The organism is Yersinia aleksiciae (assembly GCF_001047675.1).
Classification (GTDB): domain Bacteria; phylum Pseudomonadota; class Gammaproteobacteria; order Enterobacterales; family Enterobacteriaceae; genus Yersinia; species Yersinia aleksiciae.
Genome location: NZ_CP011975.1, coordinates 1689376 through 1710183, shown reverse-complemented (window position 1 = coordinate 1710183; position 20808 = coordinate 1689376). Strand labels below are relative to the sequence as shown.

Here is a 20808-nt window from a genome sequence, read left to right as displayed (position 1 = left end):
GTAATGTTATCGAAGGGAGGCGCTTGGCCTCCCTCTCTTGCTTCTTTTTACGTCTGATCACGCAACTTGTGACTGCGCCAAATACCATGGTGGGGCTGCTGCTGCCAGGCCATCGACGAAACGGTATGCATAACACTTAAATGTGACAGAATCCGCCGCAAATTACGTTCCAGTTCAGAGATTTGTGTATCGGGGGCGACATCCGGCGCTTGCACAAAATCATCATCTCCCCCGCTGCTGTCTGACTCCAGCCGCTGCTGGCACTGCTGAATTGCCATCTCACATAACTGCAAATATTCTGTCGCCAGCGCAGCATTCATGCGGTTGTGATCCTCCTCAGACGGCGTGGTTGATTCAGTCAATGGATGATCCCGCGTCAGAATAGTCATTTCGTTGATATGCCCAACAATCAACTCGCTATGGGTCGCCCACAGCCGCATATCAGCCAAATATTTTGAGTTGAAACCGGGTTCTTGCATCGCCTGATTCAGTGAGCTTAAGACCGTGTTACTGGCTTTGTTCACCTGAATGCGTTCATAGGAGAGCTGGACAATATCAGGGTGAGGGGTCAGCAACAAACGTAGAATCTTCTGGTAAGCTCCCAACGCCTGATGCGCATTCTTACGCAGTAACCCGCTCTGCCACTGGGGCCACAGCCATAAGGTGCTGCCAAAGGCCAACGCACAACCGATTAAGGTATCCAACAGACGCGGGACTAAAAAGTCAGCGCCTTCGCCGGTTAATAGCTGCAAGATATACACCGCAGTGATGGTTCGACCGATCACCGCCAGCCCGTAGTTCTTACGTTGCACCAGATAGGATGCCAGTGTGATGAGCAACATAATGCCCAGCGTCACCCCTTCCGGCATCCGCAAATGCAGCAAACCTGCCGCCAAAATCAGCCCGATCAGTGTTCCGAGGGCACGGTGGTGGATACGCACCTTGGTGGCGTTATAGCCGTTTTGTACCACCAGCATCACGGTGAGCAAGATCCAATAAGGTTTTGGCAGGTGCATCAAGGCACCAATATAGCTGCCTGCCGCCAGCGTTACCCCCAGTCGCGCTGCATCGCGCAACGCAATCGATTTAAATGACAGGTAACTGACGAAGGCGGGCCAAAACGGCTGCTGTTGCTGGCTGGACATTAACTCGCGGTCATACAGCGGGCGTCGGTCACTCAGGATTTGGATAATGTGACTGATATGGTAGTAGGAAAATTGCGCCACTGAGTTATTGGGGTGCTGTTGGGCTATCTCTTCCAGTTCAACCAACGCATCACCAGCGGTGAAATGTGTCTTAGCATGGTGGTGGTAGAGAATATCATCGGCAATAGTACGCATCTGAGCCGAGATAATCTGCATATTGCGCTGAAGTACCGCCTCAATCTGACTGTGCTCCAACAGGTCTTGCACTTTATCTGACTGATTCAGCGCCGCAGTAATATGCTCTTGCAGGTCGAGCGCCATCTGGAATAGCCCCAATAGCCGTTTTCTCTCGGCCTTGGTGGCATTGCTGATTAAGTTGAATTGCTGATAAAGCTGGTTAATTTTGTCCATTATCCCCTGTTGCCGATCGAGCAATGGGGGGATCGCCTTTTCCGGTTCAACATGCTGAGAGAGTAGGTTGTATTTAGCATCGCAATAATCAGCCAGCAAATGATAAAGCTGGCTTAATGGCTCGCGGATCGGCTGGTCTCTGCATAATCGGAACCACAGCCAGTTAAAGACCCCATACCAGAGTGTCCCGACGGCGCACAACAGCGGCGCTTGCCAAATAGGTGCGCGACCAACCATGCTGAGGCTGAATATTGCGGCGATTAACGCGGCAGGCAGTAAACGGCCATGAAGGGGGCTGATCGTACCGTTTACACCGAGTACCAGTGCCAGTCCGAGCATGATCCACGGCAAGGGAATGTGCCACAGCAACAGCTGCTGAGTCAGAAAGCTGCTCAGTGTAAAGAGCGCGCCGCCTATAATCAGCCGCCGGAAGAAGTGTTGGTGCGGTGTATCCAGCGAGGCAATATTGCAACACGCAGGTATCAGGGAGAACATCAGTCCGAGTCGCAGCTCGCCTATGGCAAAGCCTAGAGCTGCTGGCAGGCAAAGAACCAATGTTTGGCGTAATGCGTAGTTTACTTCAGGATGATAAATAACCCGTTGCCAATTCATGTAGGCCCCAGAAATTTATTGATCACAAAAGATTAAGAAAACCGGTGCCGAGGGTTATCGGCACCGGTTTAGAGGGAATTAACGGGTGCCGTAAACGACAATCGTTTTACCGTGTGCGGAGATCAGGTTTTGATCTTCCAGCATTTTTAGTATCCGCCCCACAGTTTCGCGGGAGCAGCCAACTATCTGACCAATTTCCTGGCGAGTAATCTTAATCTGCATCCCATCTGGGTGGGTCATGGCATCAGGTTGTTTTGCCAGATTAAGCAGCGTTTGTGCAATGCGCCCAGTGACATCAAGGAAAGCGAGGTTACCCACTTTCTCGGATGTAATCTGAAGGCGGTTCGCCATTTGTGAAGACAGGCGCATCAAGATATCTGGATTTACCTGAATCAGCTGACGGAATTTTTTGTAAGAAATTTCAGCCACTTCACAGGCGGTTTTTGCTCTAACCCAGGCACTACGCTCTTGGCCTTCTTCAAATAATCCAAGCTCGCCGATGAAATCCCCCTGGTTTAAATAGGAGAGAATCATCTCTTTACCTTCTTCATCTTTGATCAGCACCGCAACGGAGCCTTTCACGATGTAGTAAAGCGTTTCGGCCTTTTCACCTTGGTGAATTAGCGTACTCTTCGATGGATATTTGTGGATATGGCAATGAGACAGGAACCATTCGAGAGTCGGGTCTGTTTGTGGCTTGCCGAGAACCATTCGCTGTTATCCTCTGTTGTTATCGCTGCCTAACTTAACAGGGCTCAGAGTTCCCTGTACGGCGTGCTTTTAAAATACACTTTCTATTAGCATATTAATTTGCTCAACTGCCGAAAGGTATAGCCAATATACGTACCGGATAGAAACCCTTCACTGAGTATTGATCACTACCCTATTTAATTCTAGAACAACACTTTCGGTTCTGTTTGTAGCACAGGATGAGGTCAGTGTCTTGTGTTGTATCGCTTCAGCATGATGAACATCGGGTTACATTGCGAGTTTCTAAATGAAAGGGTAGTCTGGATCAGGAAATTTAACTGGGAGCGAGCGTTATGCAGGCACGTGTAAAGTGGGTTGAGGGGCTGACATTTTTGGGTGAATCGGCGTCAGGACATCAAGTTTTGATGGATGGAAATGCCGGCGATAAGGCACCTAGCCCGATGGAAATGTTGTTGATGTCAGCCGGTGGCTGTAGCGCGATTGATGTGGTGTCGATTTTGCAAAAAGGGCGTAACGATGTGCGCGATTGTGAGGTCACGTTAACTTCTCAGCGTCGCGAAGAAGCGCCGCGTCTGTTTACGCAGATCAATTTGCACTTCATCGTCAGCGGTAAGGGCCTCACCGACAAAATTGTTGAGCGTGCAGTTGAGTTGTCAGCAGAGAAATATTGCTCCGTTTCCCTGATGCTAGGTAAAGCAGCGACTATTACCCACAGTTTTGAAATCCGCGAAATCGGTTAATTAACCAGCAATTTAGTCATGTCCAAAGTTATTGGTGTTGCAGCAAGGCAGAAAACACCGCTGCAACGCCAAGAACGGAGGAGATTAGCCTATCTTCTTACCCTCTAATAACTGCTGTACCAACGGTGCCATAATCAGCTCCATTGCCAACCCCATCTTCCCGCCAGGCACTACCAAGGTATTGATATTGGAGATAAATGACCCTTGCAGCATTGCCAGCAAGTAGGGGAAGTCGATCTGATCCAAACCTCGGAAATGAATGACAACAAAACTTTCATCCAGCGACGGAATAGCTTTAGCCGCAAAGGGGTTTGAGGTATCAACGGTCGGCACGCGCTGGAAGTTAATATGGGTGCGTGAGAACTGTGGCGTAATGTAGTTAATGTAATCGTCCATCGATCGCACCACGGAATCCATCACCGCTTCACGGGAGTGACCGCGCTCGCCGGTATCGCGCACTAGCTTTTGAATCCATTCCAGATTGACGATAGGCACTACGCCCACCAATAAATCGACGTGCTTTGCCACATCATGATGCTCGGTCACGACACCGCCGTGTAGCCCTTCATAAAACAGCACATCGGTGGGTTCTGGCAGTGACTCCCACGGAGTGAATGTCCCTGGAATTTGGTTATAAGGCACGGCTTCATCGTAGGTATGTAAGTACTTACGCGAACGCCCAGTCCCGTGCTTGCCGTATTCCGACACACTCTGCTCCAACTGACCAAAGTCATTGGCTTCAGGGCCAAAATAGCTGATATGTCGGCCTTGATCCCGCGCCTTACGGATAGCAGCATCCATTTCGGGGCGGGTATAGCGATGGAAACTGTCACCTTCAATTTGTGCCGCGCGAATATTCAACTGCTGAAATATTTTACGAAACGCCAGACTGGTGGTGGTGGTCCCTGCGCCACTTGAGCCGGTAACGGCTATGACTGGATGTTTAGTTGACATATTAGCGGTAACTCCATGGGGTGAGAGCCTCAGTGGCCGGGCGGCATTTGCCTGTTCATCTTATCGGTAAAGGTTATTTTTAGGGCAAAGTGTCCGGCTTGTCACCTTGATTTTCATCAAATCTGTTTACGACCAGAAGACGATTATGGCTGCTCTTCTGCATCGGCGCGGAAAGAGCCTCGGGGCATGATATTGATGGTTTCGTGTAACTCGGACCAGACTAAAACGGCGTCACCGCTCACCAGTTGGCGGCGGACATCCTCAACTTTTTGCGCCAATGAACGCTCATGTTCGCCGTAATCGGTGCCTTCACGCAGCACAAAGGCTTCCAGCAGATTATCCAGCGTTTCGCCGTCGACTTGCTGCCAGGGAATGATCATTGCTGTTGCTCCAAATAAGGGGAAAGCCAGGCGGGAATGCGTTGTTCCAGCCACATTTGAGGGTGTTGCAAGGAGCCGCCGACAAAACCGACGTGGCCGCCATGCTCAGTTAACTGATAATCAATATTGCTCGGCAGCGTATCGAGGTTGGGAATGACTTCCGCCGTCATAAAAGGGTCATCTTTGGCATGAATGATCAGCAGTGGAATCTTAATCTGCGGCAATAGCGGCAGGGCGCTGCAACGGCGATAATAATCCAGTGCATCATTAAAGCCATGTATTTTGGCGGTGATTGCTTCATCGAAATCTCTGACTCGCCGCAACTCTTTCAATTGCGGCAGCCCCAGCGGCAAGCTACCGGGGTAACGTAACAGCTTACGGGTGGCGTTTAACTTCAACTGCCCCAGTAAATAGCGCTGATAGACTCGCGAAAAGCCTTGTTCCATACGGTTCGCGCAAGGCTCCAGCATCAGTGGCGCTGAAACTACCACGGCGGCTTGCAATAGACTCTCCTGTCCTTGTTGCGCCAACTGCCCTTGCTCCGCCAAATACATCGCCAACATATTGCCGCCCAACGAGACGCCCACGGCGGCGGTGGGGACCTGACCATAAGTTTCCCGCAGCCAACGCAAAAAGAAGCGCGCATCTTCAGTTTCGCCAGAATGATAAATGCGTGCCTTACGATTCGGCTCGCCACTGCATCCACGAAAATGCATCACCACTCCCAGCCAGCCTTCGGCTTGCCATGCACGCAGTAAACCATGGGCATAAGGGCTGTAAAAGTTTCCTTCCAGGCCATGGAACAGCACCACTCGGGGCTTATCCCGCGCCAGCTCGGGGTTTTCACTCCAGGCCAGATCGACAAAATCGCCATCGGGCAATTCCAGACGTTGCCAAAAAGGTTGCAGCTGCACACGCCGCCTAACCAATCGGGGCAGCAGCGTTTGCAGATGTGGATTACTGGCTCCGGCCAGCGGACGAAATAATTCATGCATATAGTGAATGGAAATCATGTCGTTGCTCTTGTGTGATCAATAGCACACTGTTAGCTTCATGGGTATATCGCGCATCATTTTGGGTGGGAGGCACCCGTCTCATGGAACTGAGTTTATTTCTCTCAATGGTAGGTTTTCTCTGGGTTGCTGCTATTACCCCTGGTCCGAATAATATGTTGCTCACCTCTGCGGGGGCCAATTTTGGTTTTATGCGCTCTATCTGGCTGATGTTAGGCATTATGTTAGGTATGCAGAGCATGCTGATATTGGTGGCTTTTGGCGTCGGCGGCCTGATTCTGATCTACCCCTCCATCCACCTGATTCTGAAAATTCTGGGTAGCCTGTATCTGCTGTGGCTGGCATGGAAAATTGCCACTTCCGCCTATGAAAAGTTGGAAACCAATGTCGTGCCGCCAAAGCCGCTACGTTTGTATCAGGGCTGGTTATTACAATTCCTGAATCCAAAAGCTTGGCTGATGGGATTAGGCTCAGTCGCCAGTTTTAGTATGGCAGGCGCGGCTTATAACCACTCCATCGTCATGATTAGCTTAGGTATGTTTATGGTGAATCTGGTGGCGGGCATTATTTGGCTGGGTTTTGGCACCTTGATTGGCCGCTTGCTGCGCAGCCGTCGCGCCTGGTTTACCTTTAATATCTCAATGGGCTTGCTGACGGCAGCTTGTGTGTTGTTGATTTGGCATTGACCAATCACTGGAGCTAATTGATGGCCTGTAACTATTTTCATGTTGATGCGTTTATCGGCGCGGGGCTTTCCGGTAATCCGGCTGGCGTCTATTTGCTGAAAAAACCGCTCTCTGCTGAGCAGATGCAGCGCATCGCTGCCGAGATTAATCTGCCAGAAACCAGTTTTGTCTGGGATGAAGGGGATAAATCGGCGATCCGCTGGTTTACGCCAGAACGTGAGGTGGATTTGTGTGGTCACGGCACCTTGGCTGCGGCGCATGTGATGTTTAGCATGGTGAATCCCGGCTTGCATGATATCTGCTTTCGCAGCGCCAGCGGTGACCTATACGTCACGCGTGATGCCGATAACTTTGGCCGATTGGCCCTGAATTTCCCCTCGTTACCCCCTGAGCAAATCGCGATTCCGGCAGCGCTGCCAGCCCTGATCGGTGCGGATATTCAGCAGTTGTGGCAGGCAAAATCCCTGCTGGTCGTGCTGGAAAGCGAGCAACAGGTGCGGCAGTTGCAGCCCGATATCGCCGCGCTGATTGCTTACACAGGCCGTGGTGTGATTGTCACCGCACCCGGTGATGAGGTGGATTTTGTCTCGCGCTACTTTACCCTCAGCAGCAATGAAGATCCGGTGACTGGCTCAGCCCATTGCACCTTGATGCCCTACTGGGTGGCCCGATTGGGCAGGGTGTCATTGCATGCTCGCCAGATATCAGCACGAGGTGGCGAGCTATTTTGCACGTTAGCGGGTGATCGCACCCTAATTGCCGGAGATTCCCATATTTTCATGAGTGGCAGCATCCTGCTCTAAGTGAGCGTCATAGCCGATCCTTTCCCAACTCAATTATCACCAAAAGGAATAAAGAATATTTTTTTATTCCTTTTACCTAATTCCTCCTTCAGGTAACACTGTCATCTCAAAGCGCCGGGTGCGCTTCGGGTCGCAACAACAGCGAATGAGACAGTTAACTGAGCGGAGTCAACCAATGGCGATAACCTTTTCTACTGCGCATCTTGCCACCGCAATTCGCGGTTTCTTACGGCCCACTGGCGCACTCTTGGCCCTGTCACTGGTCGCGACCAGTGCCCACGCTGTCGATGTCACGGTGGCGTACCAAACTTCTGCTGAACCGGCGAAAGTCGCGCAGGCGGATAACAGTTTTGCCAAGCTATCCGGTGCCAATGTCGATTGGCGCAAGTTTGATAGCGGCTCCAGCGTGGTCAGAGCATTAGCTTCTGGGGATGTGCAGATCGGCAATATAGGCTCCAGCCCGCTGGCGGTTGCCGCTAGCCAAAATGTCCCGATTGAAGTCTTCCTGCTGGCCTCACAGCTGGGGAGTTCTGAAGCGCTGGTGGTGAAAAAAGAGATCAAAACGCCACAAGATTTAATCGGCAAGCGCATTGCCGTGCCCTTTATCTCCACGACCCATTACAGCCTGCTGGCCGCGCTGAAACATTGGGGTATCAAGCCGGATCAGGTCACCATTCTCAACTTGCAGCCTCCCGCCATTGCGGCGGCCTGGCAGCGGGGGGATATTGACGGCGCTTATGTCTGGGCTCCTGCCGTTAACGAACTCGCTAAAACTGGCACGGTGCTAACTGATTCCGCCCAAGTGGGCCAATGGGGCGCGCCAACGCTGGATGTCTGGGTGGTGCGCAAAGACTTCGCCCAAGCCCATCCTGAAGTGGTGACCGCCTTTGCCCGCAGTGCTTTAGCCGCCCAAGGGGCCTATCTGGCGCAGCCGGATCAGTGGCTCAAAAACCAGCAGAATCTCAGCCAACTGGCGCGCTTAAGTGGTGTGCCGACGGATCAAGTCCCGGAACTGGTGAAGGGCAACACCTATCTGCCAGTCACCGACCAGATAACGCAGCTCGGTCAGCCAGTGGATCAGGCGATCCGCGACACCGCCGCATTCCTCAAACAACAAGGCAAAATCCCGCAAGTGGCGAGTGATTATCATGATTTCGTCACTGACCGCTTTGTGAAAGCCGTGCAGGCCACGCCGCAGTCTTAGGAGCCATCATGCTAAACGTGCGCGGCCTGTGGGCCGAATATCAGGGCAAACCTGCCTTACAGGATGTGTCGCTACAAATCGCATCGGGCCAGTTGGTCGTGGTATTGGGGCCATCGGGCTGCGGTAAAACCACATTACTGAATTTGATTGCCGGGTTTATGGAGCCTTCAGCTGGCAGCATCACTCTGGATGACAAACCGGTTCACGGCCCAAGCGCCGAGCGGGGAGTGGTGTTCCAGCATGAGGGTTTACTGCCGTGGCGTGATGTGGTCAGCAATGTGGAGTTTGGCCTGCAACTGGCGGGATTAAGCAAATCACAGCGGCGGGCCACGGCGCTGAAAATGTTGAATCGCGTGGGGTTAGCCGGTTTCGAGCATCACCACATTTGGCAGCTGTCTGGCGGTATGCGTCAGCGGGTGGGGATTGCCCGCGCACTGGCGGTCGACCCGCGCTTATTGTTACTGGATGAGCCCTTCGGCGCTCTGGATGCTTTTACCCGCGAACAGATGCAAGAGCTGTTGCTGACGATTTGGCGTGATACCGGTAAGCAGATTCTGCTGATCACCCACGATATCGAAGAAGCAGTGTTTCTGGCCAGCGAACTGTTGTTGCTGTCACCGGGGCCAGGGCAGGTGGTCGAGCGGTTATCTCTGAACTTTGGTCAGCGCTATGCCGATGGAGAAGCGTGCCGCAGCATCAAATCTGATCCTGAATTTATCGCCCGCCGTGAATACGTGCTGGGCAAAGTCTTCCAACAGCGGGAGGCGCTGGTATGAGTCTACACGGGACGTTACGCGACAGTTCATTACCTGACAGCGCATTACCTCATCCATCGGCCGCTGATGCACCGCTAACTGCGCGCGCCGTCGCCAAGAAGCCGCCGCGCCGCCGTTCATCGGTAGCGAATGGTTTGTGGCTCAGCATTGGCACAGTGATTACTGTGGTGGCGCTGTGGTGGTGGGTGACGGCGTTGCAGCTGATCAGCCCGCTGTTTTTACCCGCACCGCAGCAGGTATTGCATCAGCTATTGGTGATTGCCAGCCCGCAGGGATTTATGGATGCCACCTTATGGCAGCATCTGGCCGCCAGTTTGGGGCGCATTTTAATCGCCCTCTTCGCCGCTGTGGCGCTCGGGGTGCCAACCGGTATTGCGATGGGCCTCAGCAGCAGAGTGCGTGCGGTGCTGGACCCGCTGATCGAAATTTATCGCCCAGTACCGCCGTTAGCTTATTTACCGCTGATGGTGATCTGGTTTGGTATCGGTGAAACCTCAAAAATTCTGCTGATCTATATGGCGATATTTGCTCCAGTGACCTTGGCCGCCGTGGCGGGAGTGCGCAGTGTGGCCGAGGTGCGCGTTAGAGCGGCCCGTGCATTGGGGGCCAGCCGCTGGCAGGTGTTACGTTTTGTGGTGCTGCCGAGTGCACTACCGGAAATTTTAACTGGCATCCGCATTGGGTTGGGTGTGGGTTGGTCAACCTTGGTGGCTGCGGAACTCATCGCCGCCACACGCGGATTGGGCTTTATGGTGCAATCCGCCGGTGAGTTTCTCGCCACCGACGTGGTGATTGCCGGTATCAGTGTGATCGCCATTATCGCTTTTGGGATGGAATTGAGTTTGCGGGCGATTCAACGCCGGTTAACGCCTTGGTATGGAGCACAGCAATGAATGAACGTTTGGTCGTGACCCCTTTGGGGCCGCATATTGGCGCGTTGGTTGAGAACATTAATATTGCCCGCCCGCTGGGCGACGGTCAGTTTGAGCAGCTTTATCATGCGCTGCTCAAGCATCAGGTGCTCTTTTTCCGCAATCAGCCCATCACGCCCTTGCAGCAGCGCGAGCTGGCAGGGCGTTTTGGTGACCTACATATTCATCCGGTCTATCCGCACACCAAAGAGTGCGAAGAGATTATCGTGCTGGATACTCACGACAACAATCCGCCGGACAATGACAACTGGCACACTGACGTGACCTTTATCGAGAATCCGCCCTTGGGCGCGATTTTGGCCGCCAAGCAGCTTCCCGCCACGGGTGGTGATACCTTGTGGAGCAGCGGAGTGGCGGCTTATGACGCACTGTCTGCGCCATTCAAGCAGCTTTTAGCGGGGTTGCGGGCTGAGCACGACTTTGCGCACTCCTTCCCAGAGCACAAAAACCGTGGGACGCCGGAGGAACATCAGCGCTGGTTACTGGGCAAAGAGAAGAATCCACCCCTGTTACATCCAGTGGTACGCACCCATCCGGTGACCGGACGTCAGGCATTGTTCGTCAATGAGGGATTCACTACGCGAATTGTTGACCTGAGTGCAAAAGAGAGTAACGCGATACTGCGTTTCCTCTTTGCCCATGCCACCAAACCGGAATTTCAAGTGCGCTGGCGCTGGCAGCAGGACGATGTGGCTATCTGGGATAACCGCGTCACCCAGCACTATGCCAATGCCGATTATCTGCCGCAGCGGCGAGTGATGCACCGCGCGACGATTTTAGGCGACAAGCCCGTATTCCGGCCTTAACAGGCTACTTTTTGGTATAAAAGCCCAAGGTCAGATTGCAACGTAACGCCCGCCAAAACTCACTGAAGGTGGTACTGCCACGGAACAGCGCGGCGGGTAAGCCGAGGGCGAAAAACCGTTTGGCTAACGTACGGCGAGCAAGAGGGTCCGTTATCTTCTTACGTATCAGCCCCAGCAGATGACCACTCTCGCGGTTGGCATGGCGCAGCAGCGTTTTGCGTAACGCCGATGGGCTACTGGCCGCAATCTCAACCAGCCCATGAATGATATCAAGATAACTATTCGCGCGACGCAGTAATGCTTGTGGCGACGGCGAGTTGGTGATGGATTCCGGATTGGTGCGATAGCCGTAAAACGGCTGCTGGCAGAACCCTATCCGCTTGGCGACCCGCGCCAGTTGGGTAGTCCACAAGATATCCTCATGCACCATGTCGCGGATAAAGGCCAGCTGATTGTCGGCGATCACCTCGCGGCGAATCAGTTGCAACCAAGCAAAATGCGGCCACTCATCCTGTTCGACACTGCGCATAATCCACTGTTGACCATCCAACACCTCGCCCCATGGCTGTTTATGCAGTAAGGGCACTTCTGTTTGTACCGCAGGATGAGTGGTGAATCGATAACCGTTGCCAATGAGTAAATCCAGCGACTGCTCTTTGGCTTGTGTTAACCAGCGGTGCAGCGCATTGGGTGCGAGCCAGTCATCGCCATCGACAAAGGCGATCCACTGGCCCTTGGCCTGCGCGATACCGGCGTTGCGGGCGGCGGACAGACCTTGATTCGTCTGATTGATAATCACCAGTCGGCTATCATTGCGGGCAATGTCTGCGAGCTTCTCTGGGCTGGTGTCCGTCGAACCATCATTCACGGCGATGATTTCAAATGAGACATCTGCTTGGCTTCTCAATGAATCCAGCAACTCGACGAGATAGGTTTCACAGTTATAAACCGGAACAATGATACTGACTTCAATTGGCATCATGCTGATTACTCCGCCTCAAATTGCTTGGTGATATCTTCCAGTTGCTCCTGCGCGTCCAGCCACTGCATTTCGGTCTCTTCCAGCTTGGACTTCACCTGAATCTGCTGCTGTAGGCATTGGGTCAGATCCGTCTTACGGGCGATGTCGTATAGTGCTGAATCGGCCAGTTGTTCTTCGATGGCGGTTAACTCGGTGGTGAGCTTTTCCATCTGTTTTTCCAGCGTCATAATCTGCTTACGCAGTGGCTGAGTCTGGCTGCGGAACTCGGCATCGCGGCGTTTTTGATCTTTACGCTGCTGGGCGCTATTGCCCGATAGCTCTTTGGCTGGGCTGTCCTGCTGGCTTTGCTGGCGCTGCACATCCACCAAAAACTGCTGGTAGTCTTCCAGATCGCCGTCGAACTGCTCCACTTTGCCATCGTGCACCAAATAGAGGTCATCGGTGGTAGATCGTAGCAAATGACGGTCATGGGAGACCACCACTAATGCGCCCTCAAAATCAATTAGCGCCTCAGTCAGTGCCTGACGCATATCAAGGTCAAGGTGGTTGGTCGGTTCATCCAGCAGCAGCAGGTTAGGGCGCTGCCAGATAATCAGCGCCAAGACCAGTCGCGCCTTTTCGCCGCCAGAGAAGCGAGCGGTAGGGTCAGTCACCTGATCGCCCTGAAAACCGTAGCCGCCTAAGTAGTCACGTAGCTGCTGTTCCGACTCTTTGGGGGCCAAGCGACTCATATGTTGTAGCGGAGATTCATCTGCGCGTAAGAATTCAAGTTGATGCTGGGCGAAGTAACCCAGTTTGATGCCTTTGGACAGGCCAATCTCGCCGCTTTGCGGTTCCAGTGTGCCAGCCAACAACTTAATCAGGGTGGATTTACCCGCACCGTTGCGGCCCAGCAGGCCGATACGTGAACCGGGCACCAAGTTCAGCTTGATGGATTGCAAAATAGTTTTATCGCCGTAGCCCGCGCTGACTTTATCCATCCGTAGCAGAGGGTCTGGCAAGCTCTCTGGCGTGCGGAAGCTGAAGTGGAACGGGTTATCGACGTGAGCAGGGGCAATCAGCTCCATGCGTTCGAGCATTTTAATGCGGCTCTGGGCCTGCTTTGCCTTGGTGGCCTGCGCACGGAAACGGTCGATATAGCTTTGTAAATGCGCGACTTTTTCTTGCTGATGCTGATACATCGATTGCTGCTGCGACAGTTTGGTGGCGCGCTGGCGTTCGAAAGATGAATAGTTACCGGTATATTCATTCAGCGTCTGCTGTTCAATATGTAAGATCTTATCAATAATAGGATCAAGGAAATCACGGTCATGGGAGATCAGCACCAGTGTCCCGCTGTAGCTCTTCAGCCATTTTTCCAGCCAGATAACCGCATCCAAGTCCAAGTGGTTGGTCGGTTCATCCAGCAGCAGCAGATCAGAGCGACAAAGCAGCGCCTGTGCCAAGTTAAGGCGCATACGCCAGCCCCCTGAGAAGGAGCGCACTGGCTGCTGTAATTGATCTTGGGAGAAGCCCAGCCCATTGAGCAAACTGGCGGCGCGGGACTGAATGGTCCAGGCATGGATGGCGTCGAGCTTGCCGTGCACGGTGGCAATGGCATGACCATCATTTTTTTCGTTGGCAGCCTGAAGCTCAGCCTCCAATTGACGATATTCACGGTCGCCGTCGATGACATACTCTATCGCCGGAATATCCAGTGCCGGGGTCTCCTGATTAACCCAGGCCAGCGCCCAGTTGCTAGGGAAAGTTGCATTGCCCCCATCGGCGCTCAGTTCGCCTTTGAGCAGCGCCAGCAGGGTGGATTTACCACAACCGTTTTTGCCGACTAACCCAACTTTCTGGCCGGGGTTAATCGTTGCTGTAGCGTTGTCCAGCAAGACGCGGGTACCACGTCGAATTTGAAGCGAAGAAAAAACAATCATAGAGTGCCGTATGTTTAGAGTATGTTAAATTGTTATCCCCTTCGTCCTTGACGTTGTAGGGGTTTTAGCGGCGTTGACTCACCCGAATCACTGCTCATATCGGGGGTCGCTCGCTTTGCCTGACTGCAACACCAATCACTTTGGGTATAAATCTTAGTCTTTTTAGTCTTTGCGAAGCATGGTAACGGAAAAACCGGACCCTGACGACGCTTTGGAGGGGAATGATGTCGCAGCCACCGAAGGTTTTGCTGCTGTATGCCCATCCGGAATCACAGGACTCGGTCGCTAACCGGGTTTTGCTGCAACCGGTGCAGCAGTTAGAACATGTCACCGTGCACGATCTTTATGCACATTATCCGGATTTCTTTATTGATATTCACCATGAGCAGGAATTGCTGCGTGAGCATCAAATTATCGTCTTTCAACACCCCCTTTATACCTACAGCTGCCCGGCGTTGCTGAAGGAGTGGCTGGATCGGGTGCTGGCGCGTGGCTTTGCCAATGGCGTCGGCGGACATGCTTTGACCGGCAAATATTGGCGTTCGGTGATCACCACCGGTGAGCCGGAAGGTGCTTATCGGGTGGGGGGCTACAACCGCTATCCGATGGAGGACATTTTGCGTCCCTTCGAATTGACGGCAGCTATGTGTCATATGCATTGGATGAATCCCATGATTATTTACTGGGCGCGGCGTCAAAAACCGGAAGTCCTCGCCAGCCATGCGCAAGCCTATGCACAGTGGTTGCAGTCACCGCTGCCTACAGGGGGGCACTGATATATGGAAGGTTCAGCGCTACTGACTGCCATTTTACTCTTTCTCTTTGCCGCCGTGGTGGCGGTGCCTATCGCCCAACGGCTGGGGATCGGCGCGGTATTGGGCTACCTGATAGCCGGTATTGCCATCGGCCCATGGGGCTTGGGCTTTATTCGTGATGTTGACGAAATTCTGCACTTCTCCGAGCTGGGTGTGGTCTTCCTGATGTTTATCATTGGCTTGGAGTTGAATCCGGCCAAGCTCTGGCAGCTGCGGCGCTCGATTTTTGGTGTCGGCGCGGGTCAGGTGGTGATAACCGCCAGCGTGTTGGGGGCATTGCTCTATTTCACCCAATTTGCCTGGCAGGCGGCGGTGATCGGCGGTATCGGTTTGGCGATGTCCTCAACGGCGATGGCATTGCAACTGATGCGCGAAAAGGGCATGAACCGCAATGAAGGCGGGCAGCTCGGTTTCTCGGTTTTGCTGTTTCAGGATATGGCGGTCATCCCCGCATTGGCGCTGATCCCGATTTTGGCTGGTAGCGGCGGTGAGACCAATGATTGGGTCAAGATTGGCATCAAAGTTGCGGCCTTTGCGGGCATGCTGATTGGTGGCCGTTATCTGCTGCGCCCCCTGTTCCGCTACATTGTGGCCTCCGGCGTGCGGGAAGTTTTCACCGCTGCGGCGTTACTGGTGGTGTTAGGCTCTGCCCTGTTTATGGATGCGCTGGGTCTATCGATGGCGCTCGGGACATTTATCGCTGGAATATTATTGGCAGAAAGTGAATTCCAGCACGAGCTGGAAATTGCCATCGAACCCTTTAAAGGGTTGCTGCTTGGCTTATTCTTCATTTCTGTTGGCATGGCGTTGAACCTTGGTGTTCTGTTCACCCATCTGCTGGATGTATTATTGGGTGTTCTGGCGTTGGTCTTTATCAAAGGCGCAGTGTTGTATGGCCTGGCACGGACCTTCGGTTTGCGCCGCTCGGTGCGGCTGCAATTCGCTGGCGTGCTCAGTCAGGGTGGTGAGTTCGCCTTCGTCTTGTTCTCTGCGGCCTTCTCTCAGCACGTTTTTAACGCGGAGCAACTGGCCCTGCTGCTGGTGGTCGTGACGCTATCTATGATGACTACGCCACTCTTGATGCAGGTGATTGACCGCATTTTGGTCCGCCGTTACAACGCGCAAGAAGAGAGCGACGAGAAGCCGTTTGTTGAGGATAATGATCCGCAGGTGATTATTGTTGGCTTTGGACGATTTGGTCAGGTGATTGGCCGTCTGCTGATGGCGAATAAAATGCGTATTACCGTACTGGAACGCGATGTCAGCGCTGTCAGTGTGATGCGCAAATATGGCTATAAAGTGTACTATGGTGATGCCACTGAGCTAGAACTGTTACGTGCCGCTGGCGCGGAGAAAGCCAAAGCCATCGTGATCACCTGTAATGAGCCGGAAGACACCATGACGCTGGTGCATTTGTGTCAGCAGCACTTCCCGAACTTGCATATTCTGGCCCGTGCCAGAGGGCGTGTTGAAGCGCATGAATTGTTGCAAAACGGCGTCAAAGACTTCACCCGCGAGACATTTTCCAGTGCGCTAGAATTGGGCCGAAAAACCCTATTGGGCTTGGGGATGCATCCCCATCAGGCGTATCGGGCGCAACAACATTTTCGCCGTCTCGATATGCGCATGCTACGTGAATTGGTGCCACAGCATCACGGCGATGTGGCGCAAATCTCCCGAGTTAAAGAAGCCCGCCGTGAACTGGAAGATATTTTCCAACGGGAAATGCTGCATGAAAGTCGGCAGTTAGATGGGTGGGATGAATATGAATAATGTCGGAGAAAACGATGACAATGGCGCTAAATAACAAGGCAAACACCCGCAAAAGGTTTATCGCTGGAGCGGTTTGTCCGCAATGCAAGGCATTGGATACACTGGCTTTATGGCGTGAAGATCAGGTCGAAGTGGTGGAGTGTGTGAAGTGCGGCCACCATCAGCGTCAGACGGACAAACAGGTCAGCCAACACGTTCGCCAACATGAACAAGTGATCGGTATTTTCAATCCGAAGTAGCGTTATCCTTCGCGATTTTTTATGCTGGAGGGTACAGCGGTGCAGATTTCCGCTACAATCTGTGCCAATTTTTGTTCCAAGGGTAGGAGATATCATGAAAGTAGCAAAAGACTTGGTGGTCAGCCTGGCTTACCAGGTACGTACAGAAGACGGTGTTTTAGTTGATGAGTCTCCGGTGAGCGCGCCGTTGGACTACCTGCACGGTCACGGTTCTTTGATCGCAGGTCTGGAAAAAGCGCTTGAAGGCCATGCAGCTGGCGACAGCTTTGATGTGCGCGTCAATGCCGACGAAGGTTACGGCAACTATGATGAAAATCTGGTGCAGCGCGTACCGAAAGACGTCTTCATGGGCGTTGACGAGCTGGAAGTGGGCATGCGTTTCCTGGCTGATACCGATCAAGGTCCAGTACCGGTCGAAATCACTGCTGTGGAAGACGAGCACGTTGTGGTTGATGGTAACCACATGCTGGCGGGTCAGGATCTGAACTTCCACGTTGAAGTGGTTGCTATCCGTGAAGCGACAGAAGAAGAGCTGCAACATGGCCACGTCCATGGCGAGCATGATCATCACCACGAACACGGTGACGGTTGCTGCGGCGGCGGTCATGACCATGGTGATCATGACGCAGGTCATGAACATGGCAAAGGCGGCGGTTGTGGTAAAGGCGGCTGTGGCTGTCACTAAAATCTGACGTTAGTTGTCAGTCAAAAGCCAGCCTTGCGGCTGGCTTTTTGCTATTAGCTCTATTGTGGCCAGCAGCGCTAGCTAAGCGACTGGTGCTAACAAAACTAATAGTGCGGAGGAGGTGTTTCTTCCGCTTCGTTTACCAGCATTGACGGCTGGGATGCGCGTAGTTTGTCGGTCAGTAGGCGCAAATGCTCACGCAGTTTGGTCATTTCCATCTGATGCTCTGTCACGATCAAATTAAGTTCTTCAATCGTCACTTCCTGAAATGCCAAACGACTTTCCAGCATTTCCAGTCGTTGCTCAAACAGGGATTGTTCCATTTTATTTCCTCTCATGACTGCTAAACGACACAGCTACACTTGGCATAGCTGCAAACCATACCTTTTGGTTATTTTCCGCTCGATGGCAGTATAGCTAAAATAGCAGGACGCGCTAGATTCTACCTGTAAAAGCTTATGATTGCGCTGCGAGGGTCAAGATATCTATAAAAACGAAACTTCTTGTAGTAAAAAAAGTCTTAATATCACTTAATAGCATGAGTACTGAGATTGTTTTGTGTTCACACTGGCAGTTATAGTACCAATTACTCTTAAAAATCGTTGCTTGGGGTAAGAGTCCTTAAGCCAATGGAGAAATGGATGAAATCACTGTTTAAAGTAACGCTACTGGCTACCACCATGGCGCTGACCCTGAATACCTCTGCGGCTTTCGCTGCTGAAGCAGCAAAAACTGCCACTGCAGCTGCACCAGCAACGACAAATAGCGCATTTAAGAATGATGATCAGCAATCTGCATATGCTTTAGGCGCATCATTGGGGCGTTATATGGATAACTCCCTGAAAGAACAAGAAAAGCTGGGGATTAAGCTGGATAAAGACCAGTTAATCGCGGGTGTACAAGATGCTTTCGCTAGCAAAAGCAAATTGACTGACGAAGAGATCGAAAAAACCTTGCAAGGTTTTGAAGCGCGCGTAAAAGCGTCTGCTCAAGCCAAAATGGAGCAAGATGCGAAAGAAAACGCCGATAAAGGTGCTAAATATCGCGAGACTTTCGCTAAAGACAAAGATGTGAAGAAAACGGCATCTGGCCTGCTGTATAAAGTTGAGAAAGCTGGCACTGGCGATGCGCCAAAAGATAGCGATACCGTTGTCGTGAACTACAAAGGCACCCTGACTGACGGTACTGAGTTTGATAACTCATATAAGCGTGGCGAGCCACTGTCATTCCGTCTGGATGGCGTTATCCCAGGCTGGACTGAAGGTCTGAAGCAAATCAAGAAAGGCGGCAAGATCACTCTGGTTATCCCACCAGAACTGGCTTACGGCAAAACTGGCGTCCCAGGCATCCCTGCTAACTCTACGCTGGTATTCGATGTAGAACTGCTGGATGTGAAAGCGGCACCTAAAGCTGACGCACCAGAAGAGCAACCTGCTGCTGCGGACACCAAAGCGAAGAAGTAATTTAGCTTCGTTATCCGGTCCTACTGATAACCGCTGCGATAATTGTCGTGGCGGTTTTTTTTGTGGTACGTCTATCAATTTGCACTTCTGTTCGTTGATAACTTGACGGTTTATGGCTTGTGGGCTTAACGTCAATATCACGCGCAAACGCAAGGATTTTATCTCAGCATATTTGCTAGACTTAAAATCTAAGATATTGAGTTATGAGTCTGCCAACGATATTGAGACAGGCTTTACCTAGAGGATGGTGTCTTCGATGTCTAATTCGCTTCTCAGTAGCGAAACCAGTGAACTGGATTTACTGGATGAACGTCCGTTCAGTCAGACGGACCATGAAATACTAAAATCATACGAAGCTATCGTTGATGGTTTGGCGATGCTTATCGGCAGTCACTGCGAAATTGTGCTGCATTCACTGGAAGACCTAAAAAGCTCAGCGGTAAGAATTGCTAACGGTGAACACACCGGGCGGCAGATTGGTTCGCCGATAACTGACTTGGCCCTACGGATGTTGCACGATATGGCTGGTGCCGACAGCAGTGTTTCGAGAGCTTATTTCACGCGCGCCAAAAGCGGCGTGCTGATGAAGTCTGTCACTATCGCCATCCGTAACCGCGACCAGCGCGTTATTGGCCTACTGTGCATCAACATGAATCTGGATGTGCCTTTCTCGCAAATCATTCAGACTTTTATGCCGCCAGAAACGCAAGAAGTGGCCTCTTCGGTTAACTTTGCCTCATCGGTCGATGACCTGGTGGCGCAAACACTGGAATTTACCATCGAAGAAGTGAACGCGGATCGCAACGTTTCTAACAATGCGAAGAACCGCCAGGTCGTACTCAATCTGTATGAAAAAGGTATTTTTGATATTAAAGATGCCATCAATCAGGTTGCTGAACGACTAAATATCTCTAAGCACACGGTTTATCTCTACATTCGCCAGTTTAAGAGTGGCGATTTTGTGGGACATGATCGTTAATGTCAGGGGAGAATGTAGCGAAATATTGCCTGATGGTCACGGGGCCAGCTTATGGCACGCAGCAGGCCAGCAGTGCTTATCAATTCGCACAAGCTATTGTTAATTCAGGGCATAATTTGGTCAGTGTTTTCTTTTACCGCGAAGGGGTGCTGAACGCGAACCAATTAACCGCGCCAGCCAGTGATGAATTTGACCTGGTCCGAGCGTGGCAACAATTGGCAGCCAAGCATGCTGTAGTGCTGAATGTCTGTGTGGCGGCGGCGCTGCGTCGTGGCGTGACTGACCAACATGAAGCAGAGCAACTCAATCTGGCAACGGCAAATTTGCAACCAGGTTTTACCTTGAGTGGCTTGGGTTCACTGGCTGAAGCTGCATTGACATGCGACCGCATGGTGCAATTTTAATGACGATGAAACGCATTGCTTTTGTTTTCACCCAAGGTCCACATGGCAGTTCAGCAGGGCGGGAAGGGCTGGATGCATTGCTGGCGGCTTCGGCATTGAGCGAAAACATCGGTGCCTTCTTCCTTTCGGACGGCGTTTTGCAATTGTTACCTCAGCAGCAACCCGAAAAAATTCTCGCCAGAAACTATATTGCGACTTTCGGTGTCTTACCTCTGTACGATGTCGAGAATTGTTATATTTGCGAAGCCTCGTTACAGCAACGCGGATTGAGCGAAGTCACAAACTGGGTCCTTGATGTCGAGGTGCTATCTCCGGTAAATTTACGTCGCCAACTGGCGACTTATGATGTTGTGCTGACTTTTTAATTGAGGTT

At 52.1% G+C, this 20808-nt stretch carries 23 protein-coding genes; 15 read left to right on the top strand and 8 right to left on the bottom strand.

The window, feature by feature from the left end; genetic code table 11:
- Positions 1-47: 47 nt before the first annotated feature.
- Together ACZ76_RS07925 and crp are read right to left on the bottom strand one after the other, a co-directional pair.
- Positions 48-2168, bottom strand: coding sequence for a YccS/YhfK family putative transporter (locus ACZ76_RS07925; protein WP_048618279.1), 2121 nt, complete (start codon positions 2166-2168; stop codon positions 48-50).
- A gap of 78 nt (positions 2169-2246) precedes the next feature.
- The gene (gene crp / locus ACZ76_RS07920) at positions 2247-2879 is read right to left on the bottom strand and encodes a cAMP-activated global transcriptional regulator CRP (protein ID WP_002212297.1); all 633 of its coding nucleotides are present in this window, start codon (positions 2877-2879) and stop codon (positions 2247-2249) included.
- A gap of 332 nt (positions 2880-3211) precedes the next feature.
- On the opposite strand from crp, the gene ACZ76_RS07915 reads away from it, so the two are divergent.
- A complete protein-coding gene (locus ACZ76_RS07915; RefSeq protein WP_048618278.1) occupies positions 3212-3619 on the top strand; it encodes an OsmC family protein in 408 nt (135 codons plus the stop codon).
- An 84-nt stretch (positions 3620-3703) separates the two neighbouring features.
- Here the strand turns inward: ACZ76_RS07915 and ACZ76_RS07910 are convergent, their stop codons facing one another.
- From ACZ76_RS07910 to ACZ76_RS07900, 3 genes are all read right to left on the bottom strand, one after another.
- On the bottom strand, positions 3704-4573 hold the full coding sequence (locus ACZ76_RS07910; protein ID WP_048618275.1) for a phosphoribulokinase: 870 nt from the start codon (positions 4571-4573) through the stop codon (positions 3704-3706).
- Positions 4574-4716: 143 nt separating this feature from the next.
- Positions 4717-4953 carry a YheU family protein gene (locus ACZ76_RS07905; protein WP_048618273.1) on the bottom strand — a complete coding sequence of 79 codons (237 nt, stop codon included), beginning with the start codon at positions 4951-4953 and terminating at the stop codon, positions 4717-4719.
- On the bottom strand, positions 4950-5948 hold the full coding sequence (locus ACZ76_RS07900) for a hydrolase (protein WP_048620235.1): 999 nt from the start codon (positions 5946-5948) through the stop codon (positions 4950-4952). The genes ACZ76_RS07905 and ACZ76_RS07900 overlap by 4 nt, the downstream gene beginning before the upstream one ends.
- Before the next feature lie 101 nt (positions 5949-6049).
- Here ACZ76_RS07900 and ACZ76_RS07895 point away from each other — a divergent pair, with 101 nt between their 5' ends.
- The 6 genes from ACZ76_RS07895 (at position 6050) to tauD (ending at position 11173) form a co-directional block, all read left to right on the top strand.
- Entirely contained in the window at positions 6050-6652 is a 603-nt protein-coding gene (locus ACZ76_RS07895; protein WP_048618271.1) for a LysE family translocator, read from the top strand.
- A 20-nt stretch (positions 6653-6672) separates the two neighbouring features.
- A complete protein-coding gene (locus ACZ76_RS07890; RefSeq protein ID WP_048618269.1) occupies positions 6673-7455 on the top strand; it encodes a PhzF family phenazine biosynthesis protein in 783 nt (260 codons plus the stop codon).
- A gap of 175 nt (positions 7456-7630) precedes the next feature.
- Positions 7631-8659: a taurine ABC transporter substrate-binding protein gene (tauA, locus tag ACZ76_RS07885; RefSeq protein ID WP_048618267.1), complete on the top strand. Its 1029-nt coding sequence runs from the start codon at positions 7631-7633 to the stop codon at positions 8657-8659.
- A gap of 8 nt (positions 8660-8667) precedes the next feature.
- Entirely contained in the window at positions 8668-9435 is a 768-nt protein-coding gene (gene tauB / locus ACZ76_RS07880; protein WP_048618266.1) for a taurine ABC transporter ATP-binding subunit, read from the top strand.
- Positions 9432-10328 (top strand): taurine ABC transporter permease TauC, encoded by an 897-nt coding sequence (gene tauC / locus ACZ76_RS07875; protein ID WP_048618264.1) that lies wholly within the window; start codon positions 9432-9434, stop codon positions 10326-10328. Before tauB ends, tauC begins: the two co-directional genes overlap by 4 nt.
- The gene (gene tauD, locus ACZ76_RS07870) at positions 10325-11173 is read left to right on the top strand and encodes a taurine dioxygenase (protein ID WP_048618262.1); all 849 of its coding nucleotides are present in this window, start codon (positions 10325-10327) and stop codon (positions 11171-11173) included. The genes tauC and tauD overlap by 4 nt, the downstream gene beginning before the upstream one ends.
- Positions 11174-11177: 4 nt before the next feature.
- On the opposite strand, the gene ACZ76_RS07865 is transcribed toward tauD, so the two are convergent.
- Positions 11178-12155, bottom strand: a complete 978-nt coding sequence (locus tag ACZ76_RS07865; protein ID WP_048618260.1) for a glycosyltransferase — start codon at positions 12153-12155, stop codon at positions 11178-11180.
- 5 nt (positions 12156-12160) lie between these two features.
- Positions 12161-14077: an ABC transporter ATP-binding protein gene (locus tag ACZ76_RS07860; RefSeq protein ID WP_048618258.1), complete on the bottom strand. Its 1917-nt coding sequence runs from the start codon at positions 14075-14077 to the stop codon at positions 12161-12163.
- Positions 14078-14301: 224 nt separating this feature from the next.
- On the opposite strand from ACZ76_RS07860, the gene kefG reads away from it, so the two are divergent.
- The 4 genes from kefG to slyD all read left to right on the top strand — a co-directional run bounded on the left by kefG (position 14302) and on the right by slyD (position 17589).
- Positions 14302-14853, top strand: coding sequence for a glutathione-regulated potassium-efflux system ancillary protein KefG (gene kefG, locus ACZ76_RS07855; RefSeq protein WP_019213286.1), 552 nt, complete (start codon positions 14302-14304; stop codon positions 14851-14853).
- A 3-nt stretch (positions 14854-14856) separates the two neighbouring features.
- A complete protein-coding gene (kefB, locus tag ACZ76_RS07850) occupies positions 14857-16665 on the top strand; it encodes a glutathione-regulated potassium-efflux system protein KefB (RefSeq protein WP_048618254.1) in 1809 nt (602 codons plus the stop codon).
- A 14-nt stretch (positions 16666-16679) separates the two neighbouring features.
- Positions 16680-16904, top strand: coding sequence for a YheV family putative zinc ribbon protein (locus ACZ76_RS07845; RefSeq protein ID WP_048620234.1), 225 nt, complete (start codon positions 16680-16682; stop codon positions 16902-16904).
- Between the two features lie 94 nt (positions 16905-16998).
- Positions 16999-17589 (top strand): peptidylprolyl isomerase, encoded by a 591-nt coding sequence (gene slyD / locus ACZ76_RS07840; protein WP_048618252.1) that lies wholly within the window; start codon positions 16999-17001, stop codon positions 17587-17589.
- 104 nt (positions 17590-17693) lie between these two features.
- Here the strand turns inward: slyD and ACZ76_RS07835 are convergent, their stop codons facing one another.
- Positions 17694-17912: a protein SlyX gene (locus ACZ76_RS07835; RefSeq protein WP_048618249.1), complete on the bottom strand. Its 219-nt coding sequence runs from the start codon at positions 17910-17912 to the stop codon at positions 17694-17696.
- Positions 17913-18230: 318 nt separating this feature from the next.
- On the opposite strand from ACZ76_RS07835, the gene fkpA reads away from it, so the two are divergent.
- The 4 genes from fkpA to tusC all read left to right on the top strand — a co-directional run bounded on the left by fkpA (position 18231) and on the right by tusC (position 20800).
- Positions 18231-19052 (top strand): FKBP-type peptidyl-prolyl cis-trans isomerase, encoded by an 822-nt coding sequence (gene fkpA, locus ACZ76_RS07830; protein WP_048618247.1) that lies wholly within the window; start codon positions 18231-18233, stop codon positions 19050-19052.
- A gap of 256 nt (positions 19053-19308) precedes the next feature.
- Positions 19309-20031: a helix-turn-helix transcriptional regulator gene (locus tag ACZ76_RS07825; RefSeq protein ID WP_048618245.1), complete on the top strand. Its 723-nt coding sequence runs from the start codon at positions 19309-19311 to the stop codon at positions 20029-20031.
- A complete protein-coding gene (gene tusD, locus ACZ76_RS07820) occupies positions 20031-20435 on the top strand; it encodes a sulfurtransferase complex subunit TusD (protein ID WP_048618242.1) in 405 nt (134 codons plus the stop codon). Before ACZ76_RS07825 ends, tusD begins: the two co-directional genes overlap by 1 nt.
- Positions 20435-20800, top strand: coding sequence for a sulfurtransferase complex subunit TusC (gene tusC, locus ACZ76_RS07815; protein ID WP_072081046.1), 366 nt, complete (start codon positions 20435-20437; stop codon positions 20798-20800). The genes tusD and tusC overlap by 1 nt, the downstream gene beginning before the upstream one ends.
- The last annotated feature ends 8 nt before the right edge of the window (positions 20801-20808 follow it).

Bases quoted from the DNA above. Each gene is read 5' to 3' on its own strand.
- ACZ76_RS07905 (WP_048618273.1), bottom strand. From the start codon at position 4,953: ATGATCATTCCCTGGCAGCAAGTCGACGGCGAAACGCTGGATAATCTG.
- slyD (WP_048618252.1), top strand. From the start codon at position 16,999: ATGAAAGTAGCAAAAGACTTGGTGGTCAGCCTGGCTTACCAGGTACGT.
- kefG (WP_019213286.1), top strand. From the start codon at position 14,302: ATGTCGCAGCCACCGAAGGTTTTGCTGCTGTATGCCCATCCGGAATCA.
- tusD (WP_048618242.1), top strand. From the start codon at position 20,031: ATGTCAGGGGAGAATGTAGCGAAATATTGCCTGATGGTCACGGGGCCA.
- tauC (WP_048618264.1), top strand. From the start codon at position 9,432: ATGAGTCTACACGGGACGTTACGCGACAGTTCATTACCTGACAGCGCA.
- ACZ76_RS07925 (WP_048618279.1), bottom strand. From the start codon at position 2,168: ATGAATTGGCAACGGGTTATTTATCATCCTGAAGTAAACTACGCATTA.
- crp (WP_002212297.1), bottom strand. From the start codon at position 2,879: ATGGTTCTCGGCAAGCCACAAACAGACCCGACTCTCGAATGGTTCCTG.
- ACZ76_RS07835 (WP_048618249.1), bottom strand. From the start codon at position 17,912: ATGGAACAATCCCTGTTTGAGCAACGACTGGAAATGCTGGAAAGTCGT.
- ACZ76_RS07890 (WP_048618269.1), top strand. From the start codon at position 6,673: ATGGCCTGTAACTATTTTCATGTTGATGCGTTTATCGGCGCGGGGCTT.
- ACZ76_RS07910 (WP_048618275.1), bottom strand. From the start codon at position 4,573: ATGTCAACTAAACATCCAGTCATAGCCGTTACCGGCTCAAGTGGCGCA.
- ACZ76_RS07900 (WP_048620235.1), bottom strand. From the start codon at position 5,948: ATGCATGAATTATTTCGTCCGCTGGCCGGAGCCAGTAATCCACATCTG.
- ACZ76_RS07825 (WP_048618245.1), top strand. From the start codon at position 19,309: ATGTCTAATTCGCTTCTCAGTAGCGAAACCAGTGAACTGGATTTACTG.
- fkpA (WP_048618247.1), top strand. From the start codon at position 18,231: ATGAAATCACTGTTTAAAGTAACGCTACTGGCTACCACCATGGCGCTG.
- tusC (WP_072081046.1), top strand. From the start codon at position 20,435: ATGACGATGAAACGCATTGCTTTTGTTTTCACCCAAGGTCCACATGGC.
- ACZ76_RS07915 (WP_048618278.1), top strand. From the start codon at position 3,212: ATGCAGGCACGTGTAAAGTGGGTTGAGGGGCTGACATTTTTGGGTGAA.
- ACZ76_RS07895 (WP_048618271.1), top strand. From the start codon at position 6,050: ATGGAACTGAGTTTATTTCTCTCAATGGTAGGTTTTCTCTGGGTTGCT.
- tauD (WP_048618262.1), top strand. From the start codon at position 10,325: ATGAATGAACGTTTGGTCGTGACCCCTTTGGGGCCGCATATTGGCGCG.
- tauB (WP_048618266.1), top strand. From the start codon at position 8,668: ATGCTAAACGTGCGCGGCCTGTGGGCCGAATATCAGGGCAAACCTGCC.
- ACZ76_RS07860 (WP_048618258.1), bottom strand. From the start codon at position 14,077: ATGATTGTTTTTTCTTCGCTTCAAATTCGACGTGGTACCCGCGTCTTG.
- tauA (WP_048618267.1), top strand. From the start codon at position 7,631: ATGGCGATAACCTTTTCTACTGCGCATCTTGCCACCGCAATTCGCGGT.
- ACZ76_RS07845 (WP_048620234.1), top strand. From the start codon at position 16,680: ATGACAATGGCGCTAAATAACAAGGCAAACACCCGCAAAAGGTTTATC.
- ACZ76_RS07865 (WP_048618260.1), bottom strand. From the start codon at position 12,155: ATGATGCCAATTGAAGTCAGTATCATTGTTCCGGTTTATAACTGTGAA.
- kefB (WP_048618254.1), top strand. From the start codon at position 14,857: ATGGAAGGTTCAGCGCTACTGACTGCCATTTTACTCTTTCTCTTTGCC.